The organism is Paenibacillus radicis (ex Xue et al. 2023) (assembly GCF_024722015.1).
In the GTDB taxonomy this organism is placed as follows: Bacteria; Bacillota; Bacilli; order Paenibacillales; family NBRC-103111; genus Paenibacillus_S.
In genome coordinates, this window is sequence record NZ_JANQBD010000025.1 from 125,830 (window position 1) to 138,143 (window position 12,314).

General features: G+C 47.9%; 11 protein-coding genes. All 11 read right to left on the bottom strand.

Annotated features, from left to right (window positions below):
* The 11 genes from NV381_RS28895 to pckA all read right to left on the bottom strand — a co-directional run bounded on the left by NV381_RS28895 (position 1) and on the right by pckA (position 11,794).
* The gene (locus NV381_RS28895; RefSeq protein WP_258216769.1) at positions 1–1,008 is read right to left on the bottom strand and encodes an ABC transporter ATP-binding protein; all 1,008 of its coding nucleotides are present in this window, start codon (positions 1,006–1,008) and stop codon (positions 1–3) included.
* Positions 1,005–2,024, bottom strand: coding sequence for an ABC transporter ATP-binding protein (locus tag NV381_RS28900; protein WP_258216770.1), 1,020 nt, complete (start codon positions 2,022–2,024; stop codon positions 1,005–1,007). Before NV381_RS28900 ends, NV381_RS28895 begins: the two co-directional genes overlap by 4 nt.
* Entirely contained in the window at positions 2,021–2,869 is an 849-nt protein-coding gene (locus tag NV381_RS28905) for a polysaccharide deacetylase family protein (RefSeq protein WP_258216771.1), read from the bottom strand. Before NV381_RS28905 ends, NV381_RS28900 begins: the two co-directional genes overlap by 4 nt.
* Before the next feature lies 1 nt (position 2,870).
* Positions 2,871–3,677, bottom strand: coding sequence for an SDR family NAD(P)-dependent oxidoreductase (locus tag NV381_RS28910; protein WP_258216772.1), 807 nt, complete (start codon positions 3,675–3,677; stop codon positions 2,871–2,873).
* An 8-nt stretch (positions 3,678–3,685) separates the two neighbouring features.
* Positions 3,686–4,591, bottom strand: a complete 906-nt coding sequence (locus tag NV381_RS28915; protein ID WP_258216773.1) for an ABC transporter permease — start codon at positions 4,589–4,591, stop codon at positions 3,686–3,688.
* On the bottom strand, positions 4,588–5,517 hold the full coding sequence (locus NV381_RS28920; protein ID WP_258216774.1) for an ABC transporter permease: 930 nt from the start codon (positions 5,515–5,517) through the stop codon (positions 4,588–4,590). Before NV381_RS28920 ends, NV381_RS28915 begins: the two co-directional genes overlap by 4 nt.
* Positions 5,518–5,539: 22 nt before the next feature.
* Positions 5,540–7,099 (bottom strand): ABC transporter substrate-binding protein, encoded by a 1,560-nt coding sequence (locus NV381_RS28925; RefSeq protein ID WP_258216775.1) that lies wholly within the window; start codon positions 7,097–7,099, stop codon positions 5,540–5,542.
* 37 nt (positions 7,100–7,136) lie between these two features.
* Positions 7,137–7,793 carry a helix-turn-helix transcriptional regulator gene (locus NV381_RS28930; protein WP_258216776.1) on the bottom strand — a complete coding sequence of 219 codons (657 nt, stop codon included), beginning with the start codon at positions 7,791–7,793 and terminating at the stop codon, positions 7,137–7,139.
* Positions 7,794–7,811: 18 nt separating this feature from the next.
* Positions 7,812–9,026 (bottom strand): threonine synthase, encoded by a 1,215-nt coding sequence (locus NV381_RS28935; RefSeq protein ID WP_258216777.1) that lies wholly within the window; start codon positions 9,024–9,026, stop codon positions 7,812–7,814.
* Between the two features lie 342 nt (positions 9,027–9,368).
* The gene (locus tag NV381_RS28940) at positions 9,369–10,058 is read right to left on the bottom strand and encodes a TerC family protein (protein WP_258216778.1); all 690 of its coding nucleotides are present in this window, start codon (positions 10,056–10,058) and stop codon (positions 9,369–9,371) included.
* Positions 10,059–10,279: 221 nt separating this feature from the next.
* Entirely contained in the window at positions 10,280–11,794 is a 1,515-nt protein-coding gene (gene pckA / locus NV381_RS28945; RefSeq protein WP_258216779.1) for a phosphoenolpyruvate carboxykinase (ATP), read from the bottom strand.
* Positions 11,795–12,314: the final 520 nt, after the last annotated feature.

Here is a 12,314-nt window from a genome sequence, read left to right on the forward strand (position 1 = left end):
CTAAGGGTTAACCAAATGGCAGGCCACCCAATGATTCGGTTCAGCTTCACGCCATTCCGGCTCGACTTGCCGGCAGCGCTCCTCCGCCCAAGGACAGCGGGTATGAAACCGGCAGCCAGCAGGAGGATTAAGTGGACTCGGCAGCTCCCCGCGCAGTGTAATTTTTTCCCGCTGCCGCTGCATTTTCGGATTCGGAATAGGAATGGCACTCATTAACGCCTGAGTGTACGGATGCAGCGGTTTACCGAAAATCGATGTTTTGCTGCCCAACTCGACCATTTTTCCAAGATACATGACACCGACCCGATCACTTACATGGCGGACGACAGACAAATCATGCGAAATGAACAAATAAGTGAGATCAAGCTCCTTCTGAAGCTGACCGAAGAGATTTACGATTTGGGACTGTACGGAGACGTCCAATGCAGATACGGGTTCATCGCATACGATAAACTTGGGGCGCAGGGCAATTGCCCTTGCAATAACAATACGCTGGCGCTGGCCTCCGGAAAACTCATGGGGGTATTTATCCAAACTTGCCTGCGGGAGGCCAACCATCTCCAACAGCTGCTTAGCCTGCTGAGCCTCCAGCCCGGCATGCAGACCATGAATGTGAAAGGGCTCCGTCAAAACATCGCGAATTTTCATTCTGACGTTCAACGACGAATAAGGGTCCTGAAAAACAATCTGCATGTCCTTTCTCAGCCGCCTGAGCTCCTCCCCATGAAGCGTCGACAGATCCTGACCGTTATACCATGTTTTCCCTTCCGTTGGGCGTTCCAAATAAAGCACTGCACGCCCTGTCGTCGATTTGCCGCAGCCGCTTTCTCCTACCAGGCCTAGCGTTTCTCCTGCAGCCAGCTCAAAGCTTACTCCATCCACTGCTTTAACTACAGAGGAGCGGCCTAACCCAAACAGCTTGGAGGATTGCGTATAGTGCTTCTTTATATGATCCACAACGATCAAAGGGGCCGCAGCCGTCCCTTCTCGCTTGACGGTTTGACTCATTTAAACTCCCCCTCTACCGGGTGCCAGCAGGCCACGGCATGTCCCTGCTGATCCGCTATCAGCTCTGGATTTTGCTCCCTGCAAAGATCCGTTGCAAAAGTGCAGCGCGGATGAAAAGGACAGCCTTTCGGCAAGCTTTTCAGATCCGGTACAACGCCTGGAATGGTGTTCAGCTCCGCATCCCCGTCACCCGTTATATCGGGAATGCTGTTCAGCAATCCAACTGTATAAGGGTGGCGCGGCGATTCGATTAAGTCGTCAACGGCAGCGAGCTCCATCAACTGCCCCGCATACATTACGGCAACCCGGTCCGCTGCATCTGCAATGACACCCATATCATGGGTAATCAGCAGAATGGACGTACCGTATTCCCGCTTAATATCCTTCAACAGATCCAAAATTTGCGCCTGAATGGTAACATCCAAAGCTGTTGTGGGCTCGTCCGCGATAATCATTTTAGGATTACAGGCTAGTGCCATTGCAATCATAACCCGCTGCCTCATCCCTCCGGACAGCTCGAACGGATATTGACGGAAACGGACCTCGGGCTCCGAGATTCCCACTGATTTCAGCAGGTCGATAACCCTCTTCTTACGTTCCGGTTTGCCCATTTTTTTATGCAAAATAAATAATTCCTCGATTTGCCGCCCGACCGGAATCAATGGATTCAAAGCCGTCATCGGTTCCTGAAAAATCATCGAAACCGTGTTGCCCCGAATGCTCCGCATCCCCGATTCAGGCATGTTTTTCAGTGAAACTCCCGCAAGCTCAATGTCTCCTCCATCAAAACGGGCATTGGCTGGAAGCAGCTTCATCAGAGACAGCGCGGTAAGGCTTTTGCCGCTGCCGCTTTCCCCGACAAGTCCCAGGATTTCGCCTTTTTTCAGCTGCAGAGAAACGTTCCGCAGGGCTGTTACCGGACCCGAGGACTGCTGAAAGGATAAAGAAAGATTATGAATCTTCATGATGGTAGATGAATCCTTACCGCTTGCTCCTGTCTCCACTGGGACGGTCATGGCGTACGCCCCCCCAGTGTCTCGCGAAATTGTCCCGCATACTGCTTGGCATGATATTCAGCGATCTCCCCACAGGTGGCCCACCACACTTCCGGATCATTCTTAAGCTGGGAAAGCATTCGTTCCAGTGCAACCATACGCGAGCCCCTGCCGCTGATCCAGCAGTGAACCGTCAGAAGAAACAAGCCTCCGTACCGCTTAATACCCTCGAATTCCTGCTGCCAGGTATCGATTACCGTATTCGGATTTAGGGGTGGATTTCCCCCAACGCCTCCGATGTAACGATAAAAGATGGCATCATCGAGCAGCCATTGAACAGGAACCTCTGGAAGCCCCTCGATCCAATACGGATGATCATATCCCATCATGGAGCTGTCGTAAGGAATCCCGTGACGCTGCAGCAGCTCGAAGGTATCGGGCGTCATTTCCCAAGAGGGTGAGCGAAACCCCATCGTTGTTGGACCGATAACCTTCTCCAAGGCCTGCTTGCCGCGTACAATGCTTTCTTCCACCTGCTCCTTGGTCAGTTCATCCACTCGCTCATGCAAATACCCGTGAAGCCCGATCTCATGCCCTTCCTTGGCGATCGCTTCCACCGCCGCAGGATACTTCTCGGCAATAACCCCTGGTATAAAGAAGCTGGCGCGTATATCCAAACGGGTTAGCATCTCCAGGATGCGGTAAATCCCCTGGCGGGGTCCGAAAGCTCTTTGCTCCAGCTCTCCAAGTGTATTGGGCTGTGTATGCCGGGAACGCCACAAATAAGGGGTCTCCCCATCGAAGTCGATACTAAAAGCCGCAGCGCAGCGCTTTCCAGCCGGCCATGCATAGGTAGCATTCGTCATCTTAGGCCTGCTTTCCGGCCTGAGGCTTCGGCGATTTGAACGTGCCTGCCGTACGACCGCCATCCACCGTTAACGTAGATCCCGTTATGAAGGAAGCCGCCTCGGAGCATAGGTACAGAATAGCCGTAGGAGCATCCTGCGGACCTGAGGTGCGGCCAAGCGGAATTTGCGTTAGCATATTCGCCACATAATCCTCCGAAAGCTCGCTCACCTCACTGCCCGGGGCAAAGCCCGGCGCTACAGCATTGACACGAATCTGATACGGGGCAAGCTCCAGCGCGAAGGAACGGGTCAGCATGGATAAAGCTGCTTTGCCCGTAGAGTAATGCCCCCCGCCGATTTGATTGCTAAGCGCAGCGCCGGAGCTGATATTGATGATCGAGCCAGGCTTGCCGTCCTTGATCATCTGCTGAGCAAGCAGCTGCGTTAACAGAAATGGTGCCGTGACGTTTACTCCGATCGAAGTGTTCCAATCTTCCACACTCATTTCCAGAAGCTTGTGCCTTTGATAAATGCCGGCATTATTGATCAAAATATCAGCCGAAGACCATTTCTGCTCAACGAATTCAGCTAATTCAACGATGGATGCTTCCTGAGCCAAATCGGTCGTATGGAACAGCAGCTCTGCATCTTTCAACAATGGATCCTCTTTCATCGCCCTCAATTCTTTATCGCGAATGTCAGACAAGATCAGCTTGGCCCCTTGAGAAGCAAAGGCCTGAGCGATCCAGGTGCCGAATATGCCGGCTGCTCCTGTGATGACAACTTTTTTACCTATAAAAATGCCTTCAAAATGCAATGCAATCACCTCGAGGTTTATCTTTTTTGATTTTTCGGATCCAACCGATCTCGCACATAATCCCCGATCATATTAATCGAGATCACAATCAGAAAAATAGCAATGCCCGGAAAAGTGGCAAGCCACCAAGCTGTCGACACGTACTGCTGTCCGACAGACAGCATCGAGCCCCAGCTCGGATTAGGCGGCTGAACTCCCAAACCGATGAACGATAGTGAAGCTTCGAATATAATCATAAGTCCGACTTCCAGCGTGGCGACCACCACCAGCGGTGGAATCACCTCAGGCAAAATATGCCGGATAAGCAGACGGCCCGGACGCGCACCCAATGCTGCCGTTGCTTTTACAAAGTCCTTGTTCACTGTAGAAAGCGTCGTGCTTTGAGTAACACGGGCATATCGGGGCCATCGAGCGAGGCCAAGGACGATTATCAGGTTCAACAAACTGGGCCCCAGTACCGCTACGGTCAGAATCGCCAGTAAAAAAAACGGGATGGATAATAAAATATCCGCCACACGCATAATAAGAGCACCAACCCAATTTCTGTAGAATCCAGCCAGCATCCCCAATAATCCTCCAATGATGCCGGATATAAAGACGGCGGTCACCGATACAAACAAGGAGACACGAGCTCCATAAATTAATCGGCTGAACACATCCCTGCCCAGTTCATCGGTACCGAGCAAATAAGAGGATCCGTCCGGTCCCACAAAACCCGGTGATTTTAAACGGATCGAAAGTGCCGTCAGCGTAGGATCATGCTTCGCAAACCATCCCGGCATAAGGGCAATGAGAACGAACAGCAAAAGAATGACGGCAAAAGGAATGATGGAAATCGGCCCCAGCCTCCACAGTCTGGCCTTTGCCTGCTGTATCCAGGAACGTGTTGGTGCTTGTTGGTCCGGTGTAGATAATAGGCTCATTGTGATGTCTCTCTCCCCAGCTTGATTCTTGGGTCTACCCATCCGTACACCAGGTCGGTCATCAGGTTAATGAAAATATAAACCGAGGCCCCCAGCACAACGACAGCTTGCACTAAAGGAAAATCCCTGGCCGCGATCGACTGGATGGTCAGCTGCCCCAAACCGGGCCATGCGAAAATCGTCTCAGTGACGACCGATCCACCCAATAAATTGGCGCATTCCAGGCCAAGGATGGTGATGATCGGTATGGAGGCGTTCCGCAGCAAATGCCGGTACAGCAGCCTGGGAACCCCTACCCCTTTAGAGCGGGCTGTTCTCACGTAATCCTGTCCCAGCTGCTCCAGCACGCTGGAACGGGTCATTCTAGCTACCGTTGCTATAGACAGCGAGGCTAAGGTAATCGCGGGAAGAATAAGCGACTGAAGATTCTCTGCCCCTGATGAGGGCAGCCAGCGGAACTTGACCGCAAGCAGCATAATGAGAAGTATGCCTGTCCAGAAGGCAGGCATACTTTGTCCAACCAGAATGAATGGCATGCATACTTTTTCAACCCAAGTGCCTTTGTAAATCGCTGTGATCATTCCCATGGGCACTCCAATAATTACAGTAAGAATAAGTGCGGACATCGCCAAGTCGATCGTATAAGGAATCCGGTCCATCATGATGTCCATGACCGGCATTTTTTGAACGTAGGAATAGCCCAGATTTCCGGTTAAAATCTGCTGCAGAAAGCTCACATACTGAAGACCTACGGGCTGATCCAGCCCGAGTGCGTGACGAAGCACGGCAATGTCTTCAGCGGTTGCATTTTGAGGGACCATTAGCAGGACAGGGTCTCCGGTTAAACGCAGGATGAAAAAGATGATGGTGGCTACACCAAACACTGAAACCAGAGCTTGGACGATTCGCTGTCCTACATATAGCATGTGCGATCCCTCCTAAGCCTTTTTATTTCGCCCATTTCATATCTTTAACAAAGAAGTTCTCCTGCGGGTCCGGCTGCCACTGCAATTGCTTGGAGGCTCCATATAAAGCATAGGCCTGATACAATCCGATTCCCGGCACATCCTGCTGAAGCACATTCAAAGCTTTTTTATAATTTTCCGTCCGTACAGCCTCATCTGTTGTTGTTCTCGCTGCATCTACCGCTTGGTCAAACGTAGGGTTGGTATAGCTGCTCCAGATCGTTCCTGTGCGGAACAAAGGAAGAATAGTGCCATCCGCGTCCATGCATGCGCAGGACCAGATGCCCATACGGATGCTGCCCCATTTGCGGGCAGGGTCTTGAACCTTTTTCAAATAGGTGGCTTGGTCTGTGCTGACAATGTTGACCTTGATGCCGATTTTATCGAGATCGCCTTGAACCGCCTGCACGATACGCTGATCAAACGAAGGGGAGGTAGCAAAATCAAGTGTAATACCATTAGCATGACCCGCTTCCTTTAGCAAAGCCTTCGCTTTCTCAGGATTGTAGGTATAGCCCGGAATGCTTGTATCATAGCCGAACGAGAGAGGCGTCAGCACCTGGGTAACCGGTTTGCCAAAGCCGTGAAGAAGCGATGTAATCAACGAATCATAGTTAATTCCGTAAGCAATTGCCTGGTTAACTTGGCTCGACTTGGTTGGAGTATCACCGACCATATTAAAAGCCAGATAAGCTACACGCTCAGTCGGTGTGGAGAACACTTGAAGCTCTGACTTGCTCTTAATGTTGTCTACATCGTCAGGGCTGATAGCGGATGCGAAATCGGCCTTGCCTGACTGCAGATCAGCTACACGGCTCGCAGGATTGGATACGAAGCGATACTCAACTGCGGGAATTTCCGGCTTACCGCCCCAATAGCCAGCGTTCGCCTTCAACGTAATCTGTGTTCCCTTCGCCCAGCTTTCGAATTGATAAGCGCCACTTCCTACAGGGTTCAGGTTAAACTGATCATTCCCCTTCTCCTTCACGTACTTTTGCGGCACTATACTCAAATTGACCAGCTGTGTCAGCAAAGTCGGGCTCGGTTTATCAGTCGTAAGTTTGAGCTCGCTGCCTTCTGCTTTGGCAGTGGTGATCATATTAAAGTTGGCATACTGCGGACTGCGGAAATCTTTATCCAGAATACGCTGAATACTGAAAGCAACGTCCTCTGCTGTAAGTGCATCGCCATTGTGAAACTTAATATCGCCACGGATTTTGAAGGTCCAGGTAGTAGGCGAGTCCTGCTTCCACGATTCAGCCACCCACGGTACAAATTTATTGGTTTTCGCATCGCGGTGAATCAAATTATCGAAGATGTTTCGGTACACCGAATAGCTGTCAAAATTGTACTGAAGCCCCGGGTCCAAATTGGATGACTCGTTTGCCAAATCGACCACCAGCTTGCGGCTTTCCACTTGAGCTCCGCCTTGCGGCTTCTGTTCGTTATTCGCCGCCTGTTTGTTGGCTATACTGCACCCCACCAGGGTGATAATCAAAAATAAGCTGAAAATAAAAGTCGCGCTTTTCAATAAAGGTTTCATAACATCCTCCAATATAATTTCTAAAATAAAGTAAAAGTTAATTAAGGTGCAGCATGGTATCCGCTCTAATCTTTTGCAAATAGCTGTAAATTGTAAATTTCGATACACCTAGCGCTCCGGCCACATATTCAGTAGAACCCTTAATCAGGAACGTCCCCTTTTGCTCCAAAAGCCTTACGCATTCAATCTTTTCATCCATTTCCAGCAAAGACGGCGCCTTGTTAAATCCTTTCAGCACTTGGCCCACCAAGTTGGCAATCACCTCCTGAACGGAAGAATAGAAGCTTTCCTTATCCGTCTCTTCATGCTCGAATTGAACCAGCTGCTGCAATTGATTGTTTATAGTGATCAAATGGCTAACATTCAAATTGATGCACATTGCACCGATGACTTTACCCTCGAGATCTCTAAGGAAAACCGTGGAAGATTTAAGCACATACCCTTTGGCTGATACTGTCTTATAGTTGGCAATATCCTTGATTTCCTTATCGGGCTTCTTCAATTCCTGCAAAACAAGATCCGTAATCGGCGCTCCAACTTTCCGTTCCGTTATAGTTCCTGCCAAATGAATCAAAGACTGCTCCAGATCAGTAAAGTCATGAATCGCAACTTCGCATTCATTGCCCAGCATTTTCACCAGCATATCTGCAGTCCGAATGGCTTGGTCGAAAATGGATTGCTGTATATGGTTCATGTGATCCATCCTTTTTCCTTATCCTCTTGTCATCCGCTCTCCGGGCTCAAGTACAGGAACCTCCACCTGAACGGTTTCAGGATATTTAATTCCACTGCCTGTATTCAGGGCAATAACGGTTTCACTCGCTTTAATCCAGCCGCTTTCCCTGAGCTTGCGTGCCGCCGAGAATGTTGCTGCGCCTTCCGGACATACGAATACTCCTTCCAATCGGGCAATTTGCTCCTGCTCCTCCAGCAGCTCGGCATCATTAATGGCTATTGCGCAGCCATCGGTTTTGTAAATGGCTTCGAGTACAAGAAAATCGCCCAGCGCTTTAGGCACGTTGATGCCAAAGGCTATAGTTGTGGAGTCCTCCCAAAACTGGGAGTCCGGCTTGCCCTCCTCCCATGCTTTTACAATCGGGGAGCAGCCTTCAGCCTGAACCGCGACCAACCGAGGAAGCTTCTCTTCGATCCAGCCTAATTCGATGAGCTCCTTCAGCGCTTTATATATCCCGATTAGTCCTACGCCTCCGCCAGTGGGATACAAAATGACGTCAGGAACCTTCCAACCGAGCTGCTCAACAATCTCCAGCCCCATGGTTTTCTTGCCTTCAATCCGATATGGCTCCTTCAAAGTAGAAGCATCGAACAGATTGTGCTCCTTGACGGCTTGCCCTACTATTTTTCCCGCATCGCTGATCAGGCCGTTCACCAGATTCAGATTGGCGCCCGAAATCGCACATTCATTGCGAGTAATGACCGGCGCTTCGATCGGCATCACGATGGAAGCCTTGATGCCGGCTCTGGCGGCATATAACGCCCAGGCCGCACCAGCGTTGCCGTTAGTCGGCATTGCCAGCTCCTGCACGGACAGCTCCTTCGCCTTGGAGACGCCGACAGCCGCCCCGCGCGCTTTGAAGCTGCCTGTAGGAATGATGCCTTCATCCTTCATCCAAAGGTTATCGATCCCCATAGCCACACCGATTCGATCCATCCTTAGCAGGGGAGTCAATCCCTCGCCCAGCGTCACGATATTCTCGGGGTTCACAACGGGAAGAAGCTCATGGTACCTCCATAAATCGTTGGATCGTCCAACAAGACTGGACGGGGTCCAATGCTTTTTAAGCTCCTGCAGATCATAATCGACCAACAATGGAGAACCGCAAGTACACAATTGCTGGATTTCGTCAGAGCGGTACTCTTTTTGACATTTGGGACAATGCAGTTGGCTTATATAGCTGAATTTCATAAAGGCAACCTTCCTTTTTTTAGATAAATTAGTCCTTACAAATTTTTACCAGCTACAATTTTTTGTAATCAAACGAGCAGTTTCCTTCTAAGAAAAATAAAAAGCTCTAATACGCCTGTTGGGTACAGGTCGAATTAGAGCTTTCGGTGGTCCGATCAGCTTTATTCTATTAATCTAGTAGGAATACTCAGTTATCTTCGAAAAACAATTTAGCACGGGAAATATATAATTGTCAACCTAAATCACAAAAATATTGGATTAATCACAATTTTTTAATAGATGAACGAATTTTATATGAAATAAATAGAGGACCAGGGATATTTCCCCAATCCTCCTTATATTTTATAATGCCGCTGATTCGAACTCTTCTTTTTCTATTTCTTTTGCTTTCCTCGATAATAATCGACCTAAAACTATGACTACTGCAGCCAAACCAATTGGTATTATGTAGTGAACTGCAGGTATAAACGTTTCGAAAAAATGTCCCGCAGCTTTATCGCTTATTACCATTTCCCCCGCTGTATAACCTAGAAGTCCCGCTCCCAGCCATACAATTATAGGGAATCGATTCATAAGACTCATTAACAGCTGGCTTCCCCAAATTATCAGTGGAATGCTAATAGCTAGTCCAAGTCCGATCAATAATAAATTCCCTTCCGCTGCACCAGCCACGGCAAGGACATTATCCAAGCTCATAACCAAGTCTGCGATAATAATGGTTTTGATAGCCTCACTCATAGTTGTACCTGAATGAACTGACTCTTCCCCATCGCCCTTCAGCAGCTTGATGGCAATGTAAACCAGGAGCAATCCGCCGGCTACCTGCACAAAAGGAATTTGCAAAAGCCATACTGCAAGGAAGGTTAAAATAACTCTTAAGCCAATCGCCCCGAAGCTCCCATAGAATATAGCTTTCTTCTGTTGATTGGAAGGTAAATTCCGACATGCAAGAGCGATAACTACAGCGTTATCACCGCTAAGCACAATATTAATTAAAATAATCTTAAGCAAACCTACCAGTAAAGCATCCATCTAACCGTCACTCCCAAATATTTTTTAATCTTTGCCCCAATGTCCAGGAATAATTATCCCTTTGGCGGGAACGCTTTCAAGTATACCATGATTTTGCAAACTGAAATAATATTTTATATGTTATGGTGAACAATCCCTATTTGCAATAATAGACAAGCTCCCGTTATCCAGGGGAGCTTGTCACATAAACGACTAATGAAGACCTCGGAATTGTACAGATTTTATAAAGCAAATTTCCTGTAATTTCGATCAAACAGGTCCGAAAGCTCCCTTGCAGCGTTATCATACGATTCTTTGTCCTGCCAAGTGTTGCGAGGCTGCAATAAATGGCTCGGGACAGCATTTACAGAAACAGGGCATTGAAGGCCGAATATCGGATCGGTCGTGAAACCCGATTGCTCTATCGAGCCGTCTAAAGCTGCTGAAACCATGGCACGAGTATATGCTAAGCTCATCCGTTTACCTACACCATACGGTCCCCCAGTCCATCCGGTATTGACCAGATATACTTTGACTTGGTGCTCCTCAATTTTTTTGCCCAGCATCTCGGCGTAAACCGTCGGATGAAGCGGCAGGAAAGGGGCGCCAAAGCAAGCGGAGAAAGTAGCCTCAGGTTCCGTAACCCCTCTCTCGGTGCCAGCCAGCTTGGAAGTATAGCCGGATAAGAAATGATACATGGCCTGTTCTTTGGTGAGCTTCGAGATTGGTGGCAGCACCCCAAAAGCATCAGCAGTCAAGAAAACAATGACAGATGGATGTCCAGCCTTACCGGGAATCAACGCATTCGGGATACTCTCTATTGGATAAGCAGCTCGAGTATTTTCCGTAACGCTGATATCATCATAGTCGGCTATTCCGGTCTCCAGATCCAGCATGACATTTTCCAGAACAGAACCCGCTTTAATGGCATTCCAAATTTGGGGCTCCTTTTCCTCCGAGAGATTAACGCATTTGGCGTAGCAGCCGCCTTCAAAGTTAAATACGCCTTGATCTGACCAGCCATGCTCATCATCCCCAATCAGACGGCGGTTTGGATCAGCCGAAAGCGTTGTTTTTCCCGTACCTGACAGTCCGAAAAACAGGGCTACGTCATCCTTTACACCTACATTGGCTGAGCAATGCATAGGAACGACATTTTTGAAGGGCAGTAAATAATTAAGTACGCTGAAAATCGACTTTTTCATTTCTCCTGCATACTCCGTGCCGCCGATTATAACCAGCCTTTTCTCAAAGGAAACGCAGATGAACGTTTCAGATCGGGTACCGTCAGTAGCGGGGTCCGCCTTTAATCCGGGAAGTGCGATTACCGTAAATTCAGCATGATGTGTTGCCAGTTCTTCCTTCGTAGGGCGTATAAAAAGCTGATGAACAAACAAATTATGCCAGGCATACTCATTTACAATCCGAATAGGCAATCGATAATTCAAATCCGCCCCAGCATATCCGTCAAATATAAAAAGTTCTTTGTCCATCATATAGTCTTGGGCTTTATTATAAATCTGATCAAATTGATATTCGGTAATAGGCTGATTAACAGTCCCCCAGTCTATATGTTCCATAACAGACGGTTCATTGACAATATATTTGTCTTTTGGAGAACGGCCGGTATAACTTCCAGTGAATACCTGCAGTGCATTTGTGCTTGCAAGTTTCCCTTCTTTTCTTTCCAGCGCAATCTTCATAAGCTCGGCTGCATGTAAATTTTTGTGTGTGTTTATTGTTCTGGATTGTTCCACTTTAACATTCCTCTTCTCTCTTCAACATTTTTTATAATTGCCTTAAGCTAACTGCCGCTTTTTCCACTTATGTTCGACCCTTTCTGAAATCAAATAACGGAAGGTCCATCGATTACCGCTGATTTTGAGCAGCCGATGTAATCAAGTAAGTCCCATCCCTCCACAGTCAATAGCAGCTATGTTACTAGTTATCATACTGTTCCCTTTAATTATGTCGTACTAAATACGTATTTCATTTATATATAATACATTATTTTCTTTCGATGTGTAATATTTAAGTTGATATTTTCTATAAAATTTATTTTGTTCACGTATTCGATCTCTTTCACATGCCAAAAGCAAAAAGACCCCCATACCACTGTTCAAGTAGCTGGAGGTTTAATTTATAATATCAGCGTACTATGTCAATAAGCTTTAAACTGACTTTTGAGTAACTCAAACACACCTAACCATAAAAATTTTTAAAAATTAGTTAGCAACTGACGAAGAGCAGTGGACTTAACCGTCATATCTCGAACTT

What these genes read in the sequence shown, in the direction of transcription:
- NV381_RS28895 (WP_258216769.1), bottom strand. Translation starts at nt 1,008, where the DNA reads ATGAGTCAAACCGTCAAGCGAGAAGGGACGGCTGCGGCCCCTTTGATC.
- NV381_RS28900 (WP_258216770.1), bottom strand. Translation starts at nt 2,024, where the DNA reads ATGACCGTCCCAGTGGAGACAGGAGCAAGCGGTAAGGATTCATCTACC.
- NV381_RS28905 (WP_258216771.1), bottom strand. Translation starts at nt 2,869, where the DNA reads ATGACGAATGCTACCTATGCATGGCCGGCTGGAAAGCGCTGCGCTGCG.
- NV381_RS28915 (WP_258216773.1), bottom strand. Translation starts at nt 4,591, where the DNA reads ATGAGCCTATTATCTACACCGGACCAACAAGCACCAACACGTTCCTGG.
- NV381_RS28920 (WP_258216774.1), bottom strand. Translation starts at nt 5,517, where the DNA reads ATGCTATATGTAGGACAGCGAATCGTCCAAGCTCTGGTTTCAGTGTTT.
- NV381_RS28925 (WP_258216775.1), bottom strand. Translation starts at nt 7,099, where the DNA reads ATGAAACCTTTATTGAAAAGCGCGACTTTTATTTTCAGCTTATTTTTG.
- NV381_RS28930 (WP_258216776.1), bottom strand. Translation starts at nt 7,793, where the DNA reads ATGAACCATATACAGCAATCCATTTTCGACCAAGCCATTCGGACTGCA.
- NV381_RS28935 (WP_258216777.1), bottom strand. Translation starts at nt 9,026, where the DNA reads ATGAAATTCAGCTATATAAGCCAACTGCATTGTCCCAAATGTCAAAAA.
- NV381_RS28940 (WP_258216778.1), bottom strand. Translation starts at nt 10,058, where the DNA reads ATGGATGCTTTACTGGTAGGTTTGCTTAAGATTATTTTAATTAATATT.